Origin of the sequence: Elizabethkingia bruuniana, assembly GCF_002024805.1 — a bacterium.
Classification (GTDB): domain Bacteria; phylum Bacteroidota; class Bacteroidia; order Flavobacteriales; family Weeksellaceae; genus Elizabethkingia; species Elizabethkingia bruuniana.
In genome coordinates this window covers 117,500-137,672 of the sequence record NZ_CP014337.1, presented here as the reverse complement: position 1 = coordinate 137,672, position 20,173 = coordinate 117,500, and the positions used below count along the sequence as shown (strand labels likewise).

Here is a 20,173-nt window from a genome sequence, read left to right as displayed (position 1 = left end):
TTTATTTCCATATTAAAGGTGATATAATAATCCCATTGTCAATGTCCCCATTTAAACTTAAGTTATTTCCCGTATCAATAACTTCAAACTTCAACCCATTTTTTATAATATCATATAATTCCACTCCGGGATTATCTACAGCAACAGAAATTTTATAACTACCTGGTACCATTGTATTTCCTTTCAAAACGCCTTCAAATACGTTAATATTTTGTTTTAATTCCATTCTATTAATAAAAAGTACACGATCATATTGATCCATAATTGCAATATTTAATCTTGCATTATTAGAACTTCTAGAGATAATTTTAATCATAATATTTATATCTTCTCGATGATTAAATTCAGTTGCATTTTTTTTATTATTATTGAATAATTTCACATCTATAATCTGTGCTTTTTTAGAGAGGTTTTCTATGTATTCAAAGTCTAATATTGTTTTGGAATCAAATTTCACATATTGATCCAAAATTGGATTAATATATCCATGATTAATAACTGTACCATTAGACATCAGTATTCCTGTATTACACAATTGTTTAACAGACGCCATATTATGACTTACAAAAAGAACTGTTCTTCCTTCACCTTTACTTACATCACCCATTTTCCCTAAGCATTTTTTTTGGAACTCGGCATCTCCTACGGCTAAAACTTCATCAACAATCAATATTTCGGATTCCAGATATGCAGCTACTGCAAAAGCTAACCTCACATACATTCCTGAAGAATAACGTTTCACAGGTGTATCTATATAACGTTCTATACCTGCAAAATCAACAATTTCATCAAATTTAGATTTTATCTCTTTTCTTGTCATTCCCAGAATAGCTCCGTTTAGAAAGATATTCTCTCTACCGGTCATCTCAGGATGAAACCCCGTTCCAACTTCTAATAGAGATGCTATTCTACCTTTTACTTTTATACTTCCGGTTGTGGGTTTAGTAACTTTTGAAAGTAATTTCAACAATGTCGATTTACCAGCACCGTTACGACCAATAATACCGACAGCATCACCTTGCTCAATTTTAAAATTAACATCCTGAAGAGCCCAAACATAATCTGATTCTCCAGATGTTGTACGGTCATTAACTTCACCAACTGTCAGATAGGGATCTTTTTTACCTCTAATCTTATACCACCATCTGTTTAAATCATGGGTTAATGTTCCGGTACCAACCTGCCCTAATCTGTACTGTTTGGATAAATTCTCTACTTCTAGTGCTATATCTTTCATCTATCTTTATGCTAAAATTAAATTGTATCCATAAATCCTTTCTGCACACGGTTGAATACAATTGCTCCTATAACCAAAAATATACTTATTACAATAAAGGAGTAACCTAACATTTCAACATTAGGGTTCCCTATGCCTAAAAATGCATACCTGAAATTTTCAATAATTGATGTTAAAGGATTCAATTCTACAAGGTACTTATACTTATTATTAATACTTGACAGTGGGTAAATTATCGGTGTTGCATACATAAACAGCTGTACTCCAAAAGTTAACAACATAGTCATATCTTTGTATTTGGTTGTCATACTGGAAAAAATCATTCCAACTCCCAATGCAAATGCTGCCATCAACATGATTAAAAGAGGAGTAATCAAAACAAAAATATTAGGATGTAACTGCCCTTGATATGTATAATAAATTACAATTATTACAAAAAGTAAAAACTGTATTCCAAATTGCATTAGATTAGAAACAACACTAGATAATGGCATAATTAATCTTGGAAAATAGACTTTACCAAAGATAGGAGCATTCACTGTAAATACAGTTGATATTTGGGTTAAGCTTGTTGAAAAATAATTCCACATAACCACACCCGATAAATAGAATGCTATTTTTGGTGCACCATTTGTCGAAATTCCGGCTATATTACCAAAAACAAGTGTGTAAATAACAGTTGTAAGAATTGGATTAATAAAAAACCATATGGGACCTAATATTGTTTGTTTAAAATAAGTTACAAAATCTCTTTTAACTAAAAGCAGTAGTAAATCTCTATAACGCCATACTTCTTTTAAATTAAGATCCAATAAATTAGATTGAGGCTCAATTATTTCGGTCCATTTATTTTGCCTATTATCTTCCATGTTATTCATTTTAAAATAATGATTATTATTTACACTAATTTTAAATCATTTACTACCATCTCCCCGATTAGTCCATCTAAAGTGTATTTAGCCTGCCATCCAAGTTTTTGAAATGCTCTGGACGGATCACCAATTAATAAATCTACTTCTGTTGGTCTATAATAGTTAGCGTCAACTTTAACCACAACTCTGCCTATAGCCAACTGATAATCGGGATGAGTACATTTTATAACTTTAGCAATTTCATATTCTTCTTTTCCTTCAAATCCTAATTCAATACCACATTCCAGAAATGCTTTACGAACAAAGTCCCTTACAGTAGTAGTTTTCCCGGTAGCTATCACAAAGTCCTCCGCTTGTTCTTGTTGTAACATAAGCCAAATAGCTTCTACATAATCTTTTGCATGTCCCCACCAATCTCTTTGAGCATTAAGATTCCCCAAATACAAACAATCTTGTTTTCCCTTTGCAATGTTGGCAACTGCCATAGTAATTTTTCTGGTTACAAAAGTTTCACCTCTTCTAGGCGATTCATGATTAAACAAAATACCATTACACGCATACATATTATAGGCCTCACGATAATTTTTAGTAATCCAAAAGCCATAAATTTTAGCTACTCCATAAGGAGAACGCGGATAAAATGCAGATCTCTCATCATAAAAACCATTTTCATTTTTATTATCTGCAAGGCCTCCATATAATTCTGAGGTTGAAGCCTGATATACCCTCGTTTTTTTCTCTAACCCTAATTCCAAAATACGTAACGTTCCTATTCCATCAACATTAACCACATATTCCGGGGAGTCAAAGGAGACTTTCACATGGGACATGGCTCCTAGGTTATATATTTCATCAGGTTGAATCTCTTGTATAATTCTAATAATATTTGTTGAATCTGTTAAATCACCATAATGAAGTTTAAAATTAATATATTCTTCATGCTGGTCTACATATAAATGATCTATACGCTGTGTATTAAAAGATGATGCTCTTCTCTTAATGCCATGTACCATATATCCCTTTTCCAACAACAACTCTGCTAAATAAGAACCATCTTGTCCTGTAACCCCTGTAATTAATGCTTTTTTCATATCAATTAGATTTTTTAGAAGTTATTTGTCAATTTTAACTTCTTTATAACTATTCTGATTCTCAAGAAACCATCGATAAGTACGTCTGATACCTTCTTTTAAATCCACCTTGTAACTCCAGCCTAATTTATTAAGTTTAGATACATCCATTAACTTTCTAGGGGTACCATCCGGTTTTGACTCATCCCATATAATATCTCCATGATGTCCTACAATAGATTGAATTAACAATGCCAAGTCTTTAATTGTCAAATCTTCACCTACGCCTACATTATATAAATATTCCGGTAATTTATTATTCAAGGCAAAATATACAGCCTCTGCCATATCATCAACAAATAAAAATTCTCTTAATGGTGTTCCTGTTCCCCAAAGTGTAACAGGAGCATGACTATTTTCTTTAGCATCATGAAACTTACGAATCATTGCCGGAAGTACATGAGAACTTGTTAAATCAAAATTATCATGTGTCCCGTATAGATTTGTTGGCATTAAGCTCACAAAATCCTTACCATATTGACTTCTGATTGCCTGACAGGCCTTGACTCCTGTTATTTTTGCAATAGCATACCACTCATTTGTCGGCTCTAAAGCTCCGGTTAATAAACTCTCTTCTTTTAATGGTTGTTCTGCAAACTTTGGATAGATACAGGATGAGCCTAAAAAAATAAATTTCTCAACATTAAAACGATGCGCTCCATCAATAAGATTATTTTGTATTTGTATATTATCCATTAAAAACTGATAAGGATATGTACTGTTTGCCATAATACCACCTACTTTTGCTGCTGCATCTATAACAATCTCTGGCTGTTCTTTAATAAAAAAGCTTTTAACGTCCTCCCGATTTCTCAAATCCAATTCGGCAGAACTTTTAACAATCAGGTTTTTATATCCATACTGGAATAATCTCTGATAAATTGCAGAGCCTACCATTCCTTTATGTCCAGCAATAAATATCTTTTTATTTTTCATTTCAATTTCGATATATTTTCATACAATAATATTTATACTCCTATTTAAAATTGCATGCATCTTCTCTTATCAGAATTTTATTCTATCAGTATAAAATAATATAAATTAGCTATGTTCTATTTTACATTATTAACAGAATAAGAAATTAATTCTTTTTTATTCTATAAGTGTGACTGCATAATATTTACTTCATTAGCTTATTCAATTTTCTATATACAAAAGAAAGTGGAATATAGATAAAACCTGTTTGAATAAGACTTGCTGCTAATACCTTATTTCTATATGAATATTTATTATATGATTTTAATATTTCAGTATCAATTTTATTTTTTTGTATTCTCTCCTTTATTAAATAATTACGAATAACATTTCGGGCAATACCGTTCCTGTCAAACATAATTTTTAGACTTATATCATCTTTTTTTATTCTGTCAGCTTTTAAAATTGTAACATTAGAATTATGCCAGCGATAAAAAGCTAATTTTTCTGGTATATATGCAATTTTATACAATTGTGCTATCTTAAGCCATCTACAATAATCTTCAACAATAAATTTATCATCATAAACACCTGTCTCAACCAGAACTGATGTGCGCATAACAACTGATAATGCCAGAATTCTGTTTCTGAGAACTAGCAAGTCATAAAATTTTTCTGAATCCGCATTATATAAAGCGGTACAATCCATAATATCTGCCTGAATTTTAGATTTTTCATTAATTGTATAAGCATCTGTATAAATCATTCCATAATCATCTCCCAAATTTTCCAATTCAGAAATGCATTTTTCTATGGCATTTTCGTGTAAAAAATCATCGGCAGCTATTATTTTAATATACTCCCCTGTTGCCATTTCAATACACTCATTAAGAATCGTTACCACGCCGGTATTTTTACTGTGGAAATTTCTATTTGCTACATAATTATTTTCTGTCAGCCATTGTTCAAAAATTTTTCTACTATTATCTTCAGAAGCATCATCTGCTACAATAAGCTCTATATTAGCATAACTCTGAGATTTTATACTATCAAGATTTTCCCTTATGTATGCCTCTTGATTATAACTAATAACTATAATACTTACCAGTGGCAGTTCATTCATGTTAAAAATATTTTATTTGAATTTTCTAAAAATAACAAATCACTATTTCTTAATTCAGGTTCTATTTATAAAGTTATATTTCTTAACTTCTGCCTCGGAAACTTTAAGCCCAAAAAATTCCTTATAATCAATTCGTTTATTTTCATTCCATAATACTAATAATTCTTCTAAAGAAAAATAACCCAGAATGTTATTATATCCTTCTGTTTGTGTTAAATTAGTATGAACACAGGGTGTTGCGACATTTTCAAGACATACCCCTCCTCTTGTATCAAAATATGGCAAAAATTTCTGTAAATTGTGTTCCAGAGAATTAGGAGCCTTAAAATCGGTAACTTTAATCATTGCCATAATCTCTTGACGGGAAAACATATACCCTGAAACTCCAATTGGATATGTCCAGTCAGAAAATTCACTAATTTCATTCCATTTAAACCGATATAAATTATTAGAAATCTTACTAAATGAAGGAATTTCCTGCTTCATCGCTAATGCTGTACTATAGTTTAGATCTCTTCCTCTGGAAAGGCTTACAATATCTAGTAAAGGGTCTACTTCTTTTAACCAGTTATAATCTACTTTTTGAGAAAATAACATATCATCCACGTAAAAGATAATTCTGTCTTCATTTGCTTTTTCCAAAATTCCTATAAGATCATTTCTAAAATTTGTCTCTGGTATAAATTCTACCGGAAACTCAGCATATATCCGTTCCAAATCTTTATAAGAATTCCTATGCTCCTCATTGCTTACATGAAATAAAACTTTTACAGAAGAATAGTTATCAACATTTTCAAAATAACTTGCTAAAAATCCGTCAAGCTGCATAGCCCTGTCTTTTGAAAAAATTAAAGAAACAATTTCCTTATTAGCAGGGGCAAATATATCTTTCATCTGATGATATAGAGCAATCTTTGGATCAGCTCCTATAGGTTTTCTCTGGAAACCTTTCTTGTCAAGAAAGGCTAAAATTTTAGATTTAATTATTTTTTTCATAAAATATCACTAGAAAGCATTTAAAACTTTGATAATTTCATCAACTTCAAATTCAGTCACTACAGAACTTATAGGTATACTTAAAACCTCTTTGTGCATTTTTTCGGTAATTGGAAAAGAAAGATGATTAAGCTCTGAGTAAGCCTCTTGCTGATGTGGTGGAATCGGATAATGAATAATTGTTTGGATTCCATTTATTGTTAAATATTTTTGTATAGCGTCTCGCTCTTCACTGCGTATAACAAAAACATGCCATACGTGTTCATTTTCATCCAATGGATTTTCGGGTAAGATGATTTTAGGATTATTAATTTCAGAAATAAAACGTTTTGCTATTTTACGACGTGTTTTATTTTCATTATCAATATATTTCAATTTCACATTCAAAACTGCAGCTTGTAATTCATCTAGACGAGAGTTTAATCCTTTATAAATATTCACATATTTTTGGTTGGAGCCATAGTTAGCTATTGCTCGAATACTTTTTGCTAAGTTTTCGTTATTGGTAGTAACAGCTCCTGCATCCCCCAAGGCGCCGAGATTTTTTCCGGGGTAAAAACTAAAACCGGCAGCATCTCCGAGGTTCCCCGATTTAATACCTTTCAGTTCCGCACCGATTGCCTGTGCGTTATCTTCAACAAGCTTTAAATTATATCTTTCAGCCAAACCCCTAAGCTTTTCTGAAAAGACAATTCTTCCTTGCAAATGAACAATTAAAATAGCCTTTGTTTTAGGTGTAATAGATACTTCAATTTTGTTAATGTCAAGATTAAAAGTTTTGTCATCAGGCTCAACCAAAACAGGAATTAATCCGTTGTCTGACAATGCCAAAATAGAAGCAATATAGGTATTCGCCGGGACAATTACTTCATCTCCAGCCTTCATGAAGCCTAATTCCATATAAGCGCGAAAAATCAGACGCAATGCATCTAAACCATTAGCTACTCCAATAGCATGCTGAGCACCAATATACTTAGCCAGGTTATTTTCAAAGTTCTCAACTTCTTTACCCATCAAGTACCATCCTGAGCGGAAAACCTCTATTAATTTCTTTTCAATAGCTTCCTGATGACACATATTAACCCTCTGTAAATCTAAAAACTTAATCATTGGTCAATTTATAAAGTTGCAACTATATATATTTCTCCTGCTATGTCTGGGTAAAATTCACCTAATTTCATAAATCCCCTTAACATACTTTTGTCTAAAACACTTTCTAATTGTTTATCTGTTAAGGGTTTCAACCAGTAACCTCCTTTATTCTTTATTTTATATCCTGATTGCAGAAAATCGCGTTGCAAAGTTTCCGGAGTATAAATTCTCATATGCCCATGATGAATATCTTTTTTACTCATTTCAAAAATACTCTCTATAAAACCTATTTCTACTGCCGCTTGTCGGTGTAATGATCTTGCATTAGGAACAGCACATAAAATAACTCCTCCATCTTTTAGCCACGGCTTAATATAATTCAATAGTTTATCCGGATCTTCAACATGTTCTAAGACGTGTCCTAATATAATATTATCAAATTGTTTATCTAACTGAACATCTTCAAACAATGCTTGGATAACGTTAATTGTTGGAAATTTAAGTTTTAATTGATCTGCAAATATTTTTGAACCTTCAATAACAGTTAAATTAGGGTCAATATCTTTTAAATAATTAGTCATTAAGCCCTCTGCAGGTCCTAATTCCAATATTGATCCCGGTTTAAGAAATCTATTAAATACTTCAAAGGAATACTCTATTGTCATTGAATTGGTGAATGTTGTATACAAACTATTCTCAGCTACATTTTCTAACTTTTCCTGGCTAAATTTTTTCATATTCTTATATAAGTTTTTCTAAGTACACGTTAATATTATCTAAGATATTCAAATTCTCTGGTAAAATAAATAATCCTGTGCCTACTCCAATAAAATCTACTCCACTTTCTCTAGCTGCTTCATAATCATTTATAGAATCTCCAACAAAAGTAATTTCCTGAGTTTGCAATTTCAGATTATTCAATACTTCTATTTTGGGGTTATAAATTTCATGTTTTACAAACAAAATTTCATTAAAACAATCTTTAAGACCAAGTTTAATTAATTGCTTTATTCCTTGTTCCCGAGAAGACCTTAATGATAGCAGTACTAAATTTATTTTCGTCGAAACTTTTCTGATAAGGTTAAGATCAACAATTAATTGATCATATCTTAAAAAGACATCTGACTCTATATTTTTAATAAAATAATCTCTGTATGTATTTTTTAAATCTGAATTAGTGATAAATCTATTTGCAAAATTTACATTAGTTGCCTTAAAAGTTTTTCTATAATCAATATATTCATCAAATGGATCAATCACAATATTATAACCATCAAAAAAAGATTTAATTACCTCATATTGACGCCTATTTGTACTAATTAATGTATCATCAAAGTCTAATACTATGGTTGGCTCCATTAAAAAAGGTTTCTTCATAATATCTTACCATTTTATTTCCAATTTGTAAAGACGCCTTGGGTGTTACTATACTATTACAAAGTTCTTGTATTGTAAATAAAGGAAAGTTATAACCTGACTTATATGTCAGTATTCCAGCACCTGCAAATCTGGGATTAATTTCTATAAAGTATGGTATATTATCCTGTACAATAAATTGTATATTAGACACTCCTTTATATTGTAAGAATTGATGTATTTTCTTACAATATCCGCCTATTAACGGATGATCTATAATTTCACTTTTCACACTCATTCCTGACTTGGTTTCAATCCTTTTTCTAACAGAATAATAAAATACCTCCTCATTAATGTAGCTTGTAAAACAGTCTACCGTATATTCTTCTCCTTTAATATATTGTTGAATTATTTTATTACTAATATCTATATCAACAAGCTCTTCCTTACTATAAGCAATAAAGATATTTCTGCTACTAACCCCATCATTATCTTTAACAATAACAGGAAAGTTTTTAATTGAATTTACATCCTGATACATTATCGGAACCTGGATAAAATCCATTAAATAGCTATTAATCAAAGCTTTATCATTGCACAATTCATTTACATCAAAAGGATTCGTTGCAATTTTTACATTTTTTATAATCCCTGCATCATTTAGTTTTGATATCACTTCTATTTCTTTATCATGAATTGGTATAATACAATCTATCTTATATTTTTCAATCAGGCTAAGTAGAACATCCTTATACAAAGGATCATTATAATAAGGCAATAACTCAATTTCATCTGCAAATGCATAACCATTACATTCATAATAAGGATTACTATCTGTACCAACTATGAAGCATGTGTCTTTAAGACATTTTGCAACACCAATACTTGTATTTGAACCAAACGATGTTATCAGAACATTCATCATTTATTAATATTTTTAAATTCCTGATAGTCTCTAAAATAATCCTCTTCACCATAATATTCTGAAGCTAAACATAATAATACCGCATTATGTGTAAAATGAATATCACGCCAAATCAAGTTAGGGATATATAATCCTTTTGCCGGATGATCTAATATAAATTGTTCTTTATTCCCATTCTTATCTTCAGTATTGAATGTAATTATTCCAGACACAGCAAAAATAACTTGTTGAAGATTTTTATGCGCGTGACCACCCCGTATAACATCCTGAGGTGTATAATAAGTCCAATACACCCGTTTAATATTAAACGGTATATTTTTTTGAGTTTCAGCAATAGTTATATACCCTAATTCTGAAGAACCAATTTTATCAAATATAATTATATATGGTTTAGAACTTATAATATTTTCCATAGTTATTTCATAATAATATTATAATCAAAAGCTAATCGAATAATAATTCAATACTACTTTAGATAAATAAAACAATATTCCAGAAGTTCCATTTGTTACAACCCTGATTACATTTCCAAAAAAGATCACAGATGTAGTTTTTTTTAAAATAAGCTGCAAATTCTCTGTTAATTAAAAGCAATAACAAATCTCTATGATGACAAACTTCTTTCAAATTAAGACTAAGAAAACCAGACTGAAAATCTATTCCTTTATTTTCCAAACTATTAAATTATTAAACAGTTTTATTTTACAAATTCCTGACTTAACATATTTTTCAGACCTTCTTCCATTGTATAAGGAGGCGTAAATCCGGATGCCATGACTTTTGAAGAATCATACCGCGTAATCGCACAGAATTTCTTAACTCTTATTGAACTTATATTTAGTCTTTTTCCGGAAATCCAAGCTAATACATCAAAACCATATCCTCCAAGCATACCCAGCCAATAAGGAATATAGATTGTAGGAATATTTTTATTCAGAATCTTACTCGTATGATGAACAAGATCATTCGTTGTAAAATCTGGTTTATCAACATAATTATAAATGTTATAGCCCGTCTTTTTTTCTTCAATTAAAAACTTGATAAAAGCTATAACATTTCTTATATATGACATTGATTTCTGATTATTACCTTTTCCTATCATCATAAATTTACCATTAGCAATCTGGTTTAGTAAGTTATAAACATTCCCCCTGTTTCCCTCTCCAAATATTACTGTGGGACGGATTATATTGATATTCCAGTCATTATGTTTTTTATACCATTCCTGTAATACCTCCTCAGCTTTCCATTTACTTTTTCCATAATGATTAAACGGGTCAGCCGGAAAAGTTTCATCTGGATTATTTTTATCTAATCCATAAACCGCAACAGTACTTGTAAATACAATACGTTTTACATCATTAGCTTTCATTGCTTCTAACGTATTACGCATCCCCTCAACATTAATATCATAATATAGAGAAACAGGTTTTACATCATCCCTATGTTCCGCCGCAAGCAATATAACAACATCAGTCCCTCGCAACTTGGTGGTTAATATATTCTTATCCATAACATTACCAATTATAGTAATATTAGGGAATTTTTCACTTATATTTTTGTCTATATTAAGCAGATCATACTGAGCTGATGATAGTAATAAATCCATCAGGCGTGTCCCTACAAAACCCGATCCTCCTATAACAACAATTTTCATAATCTTAATTTTCAGTCAAATTAATTACTTCAATTTTCTTTTGCTTATGTGTCTTCATTTTTCTTGCAAACACTTTATCAAAAATATAATGAAAAGATATCCATAATAAGATATCACATACTACCACTACATTATTGCTAATTATTTCTACCATTACTATATTAAAGATACAAAAAAACAGTGCCAATCCCAATATAGATACCATAGCTATACGATGAGACATTCCTGAACGAAGAAATTTATGATGCAAATGATTACGATCAGCAGAAAACATTGACTTTCCAGCTCTCCATCGTACGTACATAACCCTCGCTACATCCAGAATAGGAACGATAAGCGTAGAGAAAGCAACAACAATTGCACCTTCAGAGAAGGGCTTTATATAATGATTATTCATTGCAAAACTTATTGCCAGAAAAGCAACAGAATATCCTAATGTCATACTACCAGTGTCTCCCATAAATATTTGACGTCGGCGTCGAGCGGTTCCATAGACATTATAATAAAAGAATGGCACCAAAACTCCTGCAGTAATAAACGCAAACAATGCATGTAACCATGCGCCATAATATATAAACAAACTTCCTAGCACAATACATCCTAGCCCTACTAACCCTGAGCATAATCCATCTAGGCCATCCATAAGATTTATTGCATTGATAATAAGTACCACGACAAATACGGTCAAAGGCATTCCAGCCCAGGCTGGCAAAGAGATAAGAAAACCTAATCCGTATAAATCATTAATCCAAAGATCACTTAGTGGGAAAAGACTTGCTACAAATATCTGTGTCAAAAATTTCGTTCTGTAATTTACCCCTATTAGATCATCCCCAAGGCCTACAATAAACAAAATTACCAAACCACACAAAAGCATCATTATACTAGGCACTAACGCCCACGATTCAATTTGTAAGTTTACATTAATTATATTAAGTTTATAGATACTCATAAATGTAATAACTAATAAACAGCACTGTATTGGAGCAAAAGCAACACCACCTAGCCTGGGGACTATCCGTTTATGTAATTTTCTTGAATCGATAGGATCGAAAAGTCTCTTTTTATACGAAATGAGAAGAATATACGGAATCATTACCCCGCTTAGTAACATGGCAATAATAAAAGGTACAAATACTATTAATAATTTCATATCCATTAAAGATAAACTACTAACAAAAAAGTGCTGCATTTCACTCTGTACACTATCTTCTGCATTTTCAGAGCATTAAAATGTTAGTAAAGTTACTTAACTGAAGAAGTAACAGAAATTTATAAAATTAAAATCAATAATTAAAAAAAATAATCGTTTATTATAAAATCATCTTCAGATCTTAAACAAACTCAAAACTTGTTCCAGACTAGTATCTTTCAGAACAACTTCATTATTTTCATCAAGCAGATAGATAGTAGGAAAAGCCTTGATATCGTAAAGCTCTTTTTGTTTCAAATCGCCTTTCTTATCAAAACCATTAATCCACTTTGTGGGTATATTAGCCTGATATGCTTTCCATTTATTAATATCTTCAACAGGACTCACTGCAACAACTTTCAGCTTTGCCTGATTAAGAAGCGTATTAATCCTCACGTCCTGACTCATTTGCTTAATAGCTTCTGCGCAGTGTGAACATTCAGGATCATAAAAAACAAGTAATTTTTCCGGTGCTTTAATCTCATGAAGATTTTGGCTTTTACCTGAAGAATCTATAAATTCAAAATCAGTTGCTACTGATCCCGGCATATTCTTATTCACCAGTTTCAGCAACATTCTGTATCTTATTTTTTCCGTATCATTAAGATGCTTTGTATTTACCAAGTACTCTAGTACTGGCAAAAAATACACATCATTATGTAACGGAGAATTAGGATCATAAAGATACTTTTCATATCCATCTTTGAAAAAACTGAATACCTCTTTATTTACAGAAGCCTTTTCAAACATTGCATTGATAGACTGAGAAATCTGTTTCTGGTTTGCATCCGGAAACAAGGCAATAAAATCTACCAGAGCCTGTTCTGCCTGAGCAGGATCTTTAATAGCATTTGTATCGGCAAAATTGTAATGATCCCAGTAATTAGCAACTGAACGACTTACATTATCCTTGGATATATCAGTTTCGTTCCCGGCAATTTCTTGTTGTTGTGTTATTTTTTGCTCTTCTTTTTTAGTACATGAAAAAAGCAGTACACAGGAGCAATAAAAAACTGAAAAACTATTAAGTTTTAATTTCATTATTTTTTTTCATATTTTCTTTCATCATATTTTTGTTTGGCGCAAAACTACATATTATTTCCCTGACTAGAAAAAATATTATCAATTTTTAACCTTTTTCCTCTCGTTATTTACCATTTATTCAAAACACTCTTCCAATTAACAATAAATGGAGTAATTGGAAACTCCAAATTACCCCATTTATGATATATATATTGTGAAGTGATTGTAAATAAATTATTAACTTCTTACACAGCGGACACTCATCCCCTTACCGGGTGCTCCCTCAACAGGAGTAGAATATCCGGAATCTAGACATACAACAGCCAATACTGTAGTCAAACTTCTGAAAAATTTCACTCCATTTCCCGTTGAGCCTGAAGACCAATAATTAGAGGTAACAGAAGCTGCAACAAGCGGAATAAGACTACTTGGTGTATCCATAATAGTACCAGTTGATGCACGATAGCCATACATTGGCATAAACAACCGTTGAGAATGTACCGGAAAAGCAGAATCAACAGTCCCTGGAATTGGCCATACCCCCCCAAAAAGAGCATTAGCAATTACTCCATTCCCTACATCGACATAACGTCCTGAAGCGGTGTTATCCGATCCTAAAGAAGTAAATTCTGCCTGCGTAGGAGTTCTCCATTTACCTGCCGGATACACTAAAGCACATGGATCACCACTTCCTGCCGTTCCCGTAGGCGTTGTAGCATTCCAGTTCCAATATAGATTTGTAATCTTATTGTTAAATGTATTTCCATTCAACCCTAATTGCACCAGATCAAGAATATTAAGCAATGCATTTATTGGAATATCATTAGTGGGAAGAAAACGGTACTTATCCACAGCACTATCCATATACTGTAAATTTGTACGTGCCCATGTAGCTGTTCCCTGTTGAATCCCTGATTCTATCATTCGGGCGCTTAATGAATATTGAGTACCAATTACTGGTGTTATTGCACTATTAGTATAGACAACTGATGCTCCTGTAAAAGTTCTGAGAGTATTATCGTCCATATTCACCCCTAACGTACCGAGTCTTACACTAAGACTAGCAGGTATAGCATTAGCACTGGCATCCACCGTATAAAAAGAAGCTGTTTTTGTTGCACCGACATCGCCTTGTGCTCCCACAGTATTCACCAGACTACTACCCGGTATCAACGCAGTTACAGCCTGTATATTAGTATAAGCACCCGTAAATATATTCAGGTCTCCGGATTTAACAACACTTGCAAACGACCCTCCTGTCCCTGTACCAAGCTCTACAGTTGTCGAGTTATCGACTTTACCAAAAAGCCCCCGGGTATCTACATTTACATCTACCCGAACCGTATTACGGTGAAAGGAAACAGCTAAATCATTTTGCCCGTTCTGAACACTAACAGGAGCAGCACTTTTAGCATATAATACATCTTTATTAGCAATCGTTGAACTACTTATAACCCCATTATTAATAACAGGTGCTGTAGCGTCATTCGTAGAAAACACATACCAGTCATAAGACTGCCCTGCAGGTACAGTAATTGCAGGACTTGGCGTTGTACCAGCCGTAGCCACCTGGCTAACAACGGGATTCGTAGTCGTTCCTGCAACATAAACCTGGATAAGATATTTAACACCTGCGGCCATTGGTTGAGTTGCCGCCAGAGCACCTTTCACTCCATTTGATGAAGCTACTGCACCTAAACCACCAACCTTCTCCATACTGGTTAGCACATCAAAATCTTTAAGGGAAACCATATTTTCCTTTGCAATAACAGAAGAACCTGCCAAAACACTCCCTTGCCTACCAACGGAAGCATTTGCAGATATATCCCCCCCTTCGATACCTACGATATTAAAATTCAATGTAGCTTTAGCAGTAGGGACGAGTTCTTCAGACTTATCGTCTCTGGAAGAACACGAGTTAACACTTATAAAAACAACACTTCCAAGTGCTATTCCTTTTATTATTTTTGTAAAGTTTTCAGATATAGATTTCATTTCAATTCATTTTTAATTAATAAAATTTAGCTTCTAAAACTTTACAAATCAGAATCTCCACTTCCCCATGAACCGCCATTATTCCAGTCATCTACCTGAGGTGTATCTTCAGACCCTGCAGCCCCGATTCTAAGTGTGGCTGAACCAGCTGCAATTCCTTGTTCAATTTCTATGAGAACACAATTTAGCTCAGGAGCAATGTATTCTCTTTTAGTATTATTATTCATTTCTTTCATTTATTATTTATTTGTAAAAAGGTGTTGACAATTATTATATGCAATAAATAAAAACACTTATACAAGATGCTATTCATCATCTTCACTCTCATTCACCAGTTAGTAATAACATCCATGTAATAATTTTTTTTTAAAGCATTCAATAAAAACAGCATAGGATAAACCTCTAAAAATTCGACCTGATAACTATCCGACTCCAAGACAATAAAATATACCACGGAAACATAATCATCAGCGTAAAAAATCAAACCAGAAACAAAACATACACGAAACGTATGTTATTTTTTTCTTTAACTCTATAAGTTTGACAGAAATAATATGAAATTGTCAAACAGTTTTCAGAAATCTTAAAATATAGTATCCCCCATAAGCAGTCTAAATTACGACGTTTCTATAATGAAACATTATTAAACATATATTCTTATTTATAAATATTATTAACTAATAAAGTAATTACACTGAATTCTCAATAAAATTAATAAAAAAAACAATACGCAAAATATTTATTTTAAATATTTAATAATTAATTATAGATATATTTATAAATAACAATATATATAAACAAATATTATTAAATAATACACAATCATAAACCACCTAAAATAGGCACTTTTCAAGATAAAACAAGAGAATAAAAGAACTTAAAAATTGAATATTAAAATAATTAAACAGTCAAATAAAAAACTAACGAAACACTTAATAACAAATAGATAATAGCTAAATAATAATTAAATACAATACAAAAAATCATATTTATAACTTCATTAACCAATTCGTAAAATTAAATTACGAAATCAATAAATCACTAATAACTATGCTATATACTACTATACAGGATGTATTACCAAACATTATTCATTTATCAGTTTTCATAATCATTAAGTTTTTTTTAAGAAAAAGTTAAATTATCATTTACACAATGTTAATTTTCAGTTTCCTAATTCTTTAATACAGCCATTTATTTTTGCGCTAGAATTTGAACTATTCGATATGAAGAAAAGAATTATTTGCGCTATTGCCCTTTTATCTTTTGGCATAGCATTCTCACAGGAAACTACTTCCAAAATTCTTGGAAGACTAAAAGGTTCCGGTTCGGAAGTAACAGTAAGAGTAACTCACTTACCTACTAACAGTACTTTCGAAACAAAAAGCAACAACAAAGGAATATACAGCCTGGACAACCTCCAGCCTGGTGGACCGTACAAGATTGAGATCACTGAAGGCTCTAATCTTATCTACTCCAACAGCAACCTTCAGCTTTCATTAGGAAACAACGATTTACCTGTAGTAGAAGTAAATTCTTCTAAAGAAAAAACAATTGACGAAGTAAAGCTGACTGCTAACAAAAAAACAGCAGTAAAATACGGAGTAGGAATTAGCCAGTCTCAAATATCTGGACTTCCAAACATCAACAGAGGTATACAGGATGTTACAAAATTAATTCCTCAGAGTGCAAACAACTCTTTTAACGGAACCAACTTCCGCTACAACAATGTTACCATAGACGGATCTATAAACAATGATGCAATTGGCTTCAGCCCATCATTAGGAGGACAGACAGGAACTTCCGGAATGCCTGGAAGCAGTACACGTTCCAATTCTATCAGCTTGGACGCTATTCAGGATGTACAGGTATATATCGCTCCTTACGATGTAAAACTAGGAAACTTCTTAGGTGGTAGTATAAATGCTGTAACCCGAAGCGGAAGCAACAATGTTGACGGATCTATTTATTTCTATGGAAGAAATGCAGCTATTACTGGTAAAAACAGAGTAGGTGACAATTCTAAAATGCCAAGTTCTTTTGAAGACTATATTGCCGGTGGAAGAATAGGGCTACCTGTTGTAAAAGACAAAGTATTTTTATTCACAAACTTTGAATACACTAAAAGAACGGATCCTGTTTTTTATAACGCGGGTGATCCCGGATCTTTAGTCGACAATGCTACAGCAGCAAGAATAGCGAGAGACGTACAAAATCGTTATGGGTTTGATATTGGAAGCTACAATCAGTACAATAACTTTTCTGAAAGTGGAAAGCTTTTCACAAAATTGGACTGGAAATTAAACGACAAACATTCCCTTTCCATCAAAAACAACACTGTATTCTCTCAAGCATCAAACCTGGAAAGGGATGGAGCAAACTTCCGTTTTTCAAGCATAGATTTCACACAAAGAAATACTGCATCAACAACAACATTAGAACTAAAAAGCCGTTTCAACAGCAAATGGAGCAACAACTTAATCGTGGGATATTCATCTATCCATGATTACAGAGATCCATCTTCTCAGAACAAGATGTTCCCTCAAGTTGAAGTATCTTACAATGGTGGAACAATATTATTTGGAAACGATAGAGAAGCAACTGTGTTCAATATGAAACAGAAAACTTTCGAAATCACGAATAACTTAACATACAAAACAGGTATACACAATTTCTTATTAGGAACCCATAACGAATTATACAATATCGATTATGGTTTTGTAAATGCATTAAACGGAAGAATATCTTATAAAAATCTAGATGATTTCTTTGCATCAAAGCCTGCCAGAATAAGAGGAACATATCCTTTTAATGGTGACAACAGAGAAACACTATTCAACAATCCTTATGCACATTACAAGGTTAATATGTTCTCTCTATACCTTCAGGATGAAATCAATTTAGGAAGACTGAGATTATCACCTGGTATCAGAGTTGACTATACAGACCTTCCAAACAAGCCACAATTAAGTTCATTGGTAAACGCCTCTCCAAACGATCCAAATTATGGCAATACTTATACCTATACGCCGCTTAGCCAACTTACCAACAAATACCTTAGCAAACCAACTTTATCTCCAAGACTTGGTTTCAATTTAGATATTACAGAAAACAAATCTGTTGTATTAAGAGGAGGTTCTGGGATTTTTGTAGGAAGAATTCCATTTGCATGGCTTGGATATGCATATTACAATGATGGCGTAGGATTTGGAAGCTACGATTACAACCCACCTACACCAGCTCAACTAACGACAAATGGAGACCCTTTAGTAAGCGGAAACTTCGCAAAATGGCAAAACTCATCTAAAGTTCAGGTAGACTTAATTGACAATAATTTCAAAATGCCACGTGTATGGAGAAGTTCACTTGCTTTAGATTATACACTTGCAGGCTATAAGCTGACATTAGAAGGTATCTATACTAAAGTAATATATGATCTAATGTTCCAGCAGGTAAACAAAACAGACAAGGTTACTTACTTCAGCTATGATACCAATCATGAGATGCCGGTTTACACAACCAACATCAACAGTAACTTCTCTAATGCATACATGCTGTCCAATACCAAAGAAGGATACCGTTATAACCTGACAGTACAGTTGGCTAAATCATATAACTTTGGTTTCAATTTCTTCGCAGCCTATACTTATGGTGATGCTAAAGATATTACCAACGGTATCAGAAACTCAATGGAAAGTAACTGGCAGATGAACCAATCTTTAACACCTAACAACCCAGCATTGGCAACATCTAACTTTGCTATCAAAAACAGAATTGTTGCTAATTTAGGTTATGGCATCAATTTATCTGAGACTAACAGACTTTCTGCTAACGTTTACTTCAATGCACAGTCTGGTAACCCATTCTCTTGGGGATTTGTTAACAGTACCATTGCCAATACAGGACAAGCAGCTGGTTTAGCTTATATCTTCAAAGATGCTGCAGAAGCTGCTAAATACCTTGTTTCCTACAAAGACGGAGCAGGTAATACAGTAAGCGTACAACAACAGGTATCCGATTATGAAAACTTCATCAACAGCAACAAATACCTAAGCAGCAGAAGAGGTAAATTTACTGAACGTAATGGTGACTTCACACCTTGGAATGTTCAGGCTGACTTTAGAATAATGGACGAGATAAAACTGAGCAATAAGAATAAAAATACGATTCAGATCTCATTCAGCATTATGAATATTACCAATTTACTTAACAAAGATTGGGGTAAAGTATACTTCGTACCAAATACATTCAACTCTACAGCAAGTGTAGGCTTAACTAAAGTAGGTAATGTTACAGGTAATGTTCCGGAAGCCGGAGACCCAACCTACAACTTCAAAACCCCTGGAACCCCATATACAATAGATCAGTTTGCATCCAGATTCCAGGGACAACTAGGAATCAGATACAACTTCTAGGTTTCAGAATAATTTTTCATTTTATTTTACAGAGAAAATCCCTACAACAAATAGTTGTAGGGATTTTTAGTTATAAAATACTAAAGGCTCCCAATGGAAGCCTTTAGTACAGCAATCCTATAAAGGATGCTCTAACTTGATATGAAAAACTAATTAACACTGCAAATTTATTTAAAGCTTATCTAAATAAAAATGTGATTATTATCACTTTCTAAAAATTGCAAATCAATTTAATTAGCTATTGC

The 20,173-nt window shown here is 32.4% G+C and carries 17 protein-coding genes; 1 reads left to right on the top strand and 16 read right to left on the bottom strand.

The annotated features are described in order from the left end of the window. Position 1: 1 nt before the first annotated feature. The 16 genes from AYC65_RS00650 to AYC65_RS00570 all read right to left on the bottom strand — a co-directional run bounded on the left by AYC65_RS00650 (position 2) and on the right by AYC65_RS00570 (position 15,749). The gene (locus tag AYC65_RS00650; RefSeq protein WP_034866502.1) at positions 2 to 1,237 is read right to left on the bottom strand and encodes an ABC transporter ATP-binding protein; all 1,236 of its coding nucleotides are present in this window, start codon (positions 1,235 to 1,237) and stop codon (positions 2 to 4) included. Between the two features lie 17 nt (positions 1,238 to 1,254). Further along, a complete protein-coding gene (locus AYC65_RS00645; protein ID WP_034866663.1) occupies positions 1,255 to 2,106 on the bottom strand; it encodes an ABC transporter permease in 852 nt (283 codons plus the stop codon). A gap of 29 nt (positions 2,107 to 2,135) precedes the next feature. Then, positions 2,136 to 3,200, bottom strand: a complete 1,065-nt coding sequence (gmd, locus tag AYC65_RS00640) for a GDP-mannose 4,6-dehydratase (RefSeq protein ID WP_034866503.1) — start codon at positions 3,198 to 3,200, stop codon at positions 2,136 to 2,138. Between the two features lie 21 nt (positions 3,201 to 3,221). Then, positions 3,222 to 4,175 carry a GDP-L-fucose synthase family protein gene (locus AYC65_RS00635; RefSeq protein ID WP_034866504.1) on the bottom strand — a complete coding sequence of 318 codons (954 nt, stop codon included), beginning with the start codon at positions 4,173 to 4,175 and terminating at the stop codon, positions 3,222 to 3,224. 184 nt (positions 4,176 to 4,359) lie between these two features. Beyond that, positions 4,360 to 5,277, bottom strand: coding sequence for a glycosyltransferase family 2 protein (locus tag AYC65_RS00630; RefSeq protein WP_034866506.1), 918 nt, complete (start codon positions 5,275 to 5,277; stop codon positions 4,360 to 4,362). A 54-nt stretch (positions 5,278 to 5,331) separates the two neighbouring features. Then, positions 5,332 to 6,273, bottom strand: a complete 942-nt coding sequence (locus AYC65_RS00625) for a hypothetical protein (RefSeq protein ID WP_034866508.1) — start codon at positions 6,271 to 6,273, stop codon at positions 5,332 to 5,334. 9 nt (positions 6,274 to 6,282) lie between these two features. Continuing rightward, the gene (locus tag AYC65_RS00620) at positions 6,283 to 7,383 is read right to left on the bottom strand and encodes a DegT/DnrJ/EryC1/StrS family aminotransferase (RefSeq protein ID WP_034866510.1); all 1,101 of its coding nucleotides are present in this window, start codon (positions 7,381 to 7,383) and stop codon (positions 6,283 to 6,285) included. A gap of 8 nt (positions 7,384 to 7,391) precedes the next feature. Then, a complete protein-coding gene (locus tag AYC65_RS00615) occupies positions 7,392 to 8,102 on the bottom strand; it encodes a class I SAM-dependent methyltransferase (RefSeq protein WP_034866512.1) in 711 nt (236 codons plus the stop codon). A gap of 4 nt (positions 8,103 to 8,106) precedes the next feature. Next, positions 8,107 to 8,742: an HAD family hydrolase gene (locus AYC65_RS00610; RefSeq protein WP_034866514.1), complete on the bottom strand. Its 636-nt coding sequence runs from the start codon at positions 8,740 to 8,742 to the stop codon at positions 8,107 to 8,109. After that, positions 8,696 to 9,646: an ATP-grasp domain-containing protein gene (locus tag AYC65_RS00605; RefSeq protein WP_059333923.1), complete on the bottom strand. Its 951-nt coding sequence runs from the start codon at positions 9,644 to 9,646 to the stop codon at positions 8,696 to 8,698. Before AYC65_RS00605 ends, AYC65_RS00610 begins: the two co-directional genes overlap by 47 nt. Further along, positions 9,643 to 10,059 carry a sugar 3,4-ketoisomerase gene (locus tag AYC65_RS00600; protein WP_034866519.1) on the bottom strand — a complete coding sequence of 139 codons (417 nt, stop codon included), beginning with the start codon at positions 10,057 to 10,059 and terminating at the stop codon, positions 9,643 to 9,645. Before AYC65_RS00600 ends, AYC65_RS00605 begins: the two co-directional genes overlap by 4 nt. Before the next feature lie 284 nt (positions 10,060 to 10,343). Then, the gene (locus AYC65_RS00590) at positions 10,344 to 11,303 is read right to left on the bottom strand and encodes an NAD-dependent epimerase/dehydratase family protein (RefSeq protein WP_034866523.1); all 960 of its coding nucleotides are present in this window, start codon (positions 11,301 to 11,303) and stop codon (positions 10,344 to 10,346) included. Between the two features lie 4 nt (positions 11,304 to 11,307). Continuing rightward, a complete protein-coding gene (locus AYC65_RS00585) occupies positions 11,308 to 12,456 on the bottom strand; it encodes an MraY family glycosyltransferase (protein ID WP_034866665.1) in 1,149 nt (382 codons plus the stop codon). Positions 12,457 to 12,630: 174 nt separating this feature from the next. Further along, on the bottom strand, positions 12,631 to 13,536 hold the full coding sequence (locus AYC65_RS00580; RefSeq protein WP_034866525.1) for a DUF5106 domain-containing protein: 906 nt from the start codon (positions 13,534 to 13,536) through the stop codon (positions 12,631 to 12,633). Positions 13,537 to 13,755: 219 nt separating this feature from the next. Beyond that, positions 13,756 to 15,513: a fibrobacter succinogenes major paralogous domain-containing protein gene (locus AYC65_RS00575; protein WP_236887496.1), complete on the bottom strand. Its 1,758-nt coding sequence runs from the start codon at positions 15,511 to 15,513 to the stop codon at positions 13,756 to 13,758. A 41-nt stretch (positions 15,514 to 15,554) separates the two neighbouring features. Then, positions 15,555 to 15,749 carry a hypothetical protein gene (locus AYC65_RS00570; protein ID WP_034866528.1) on the bottom strand — a complete coding sequence of 65 codons (195 nt, stop codon included), beginning with the start codon at positions 15,747 to 15,749 and terminating at the stop codon, positions 15,555 to 15,557. Between the two features lie 990 nt (positions 15,750 to 16,739). Between AYC65_RS00570 and AYC65_RS00565 the strand changes: the two genes are divergently transcribed. Continuing rightward, on the top strand, positions 16,740 to 19,928 hold the full coding sequence (locus tag AYC65_RS00565) for a TonB-dependent receptor (RefSeq protein WP_034866530.1): 3,189 nt from the start codon (positions 16,740 to 16,742) through the stop codon (positions 19,926 to 19,928). Positions 19,929 to 20,173 lie beyond the last annotated feature (245 nt).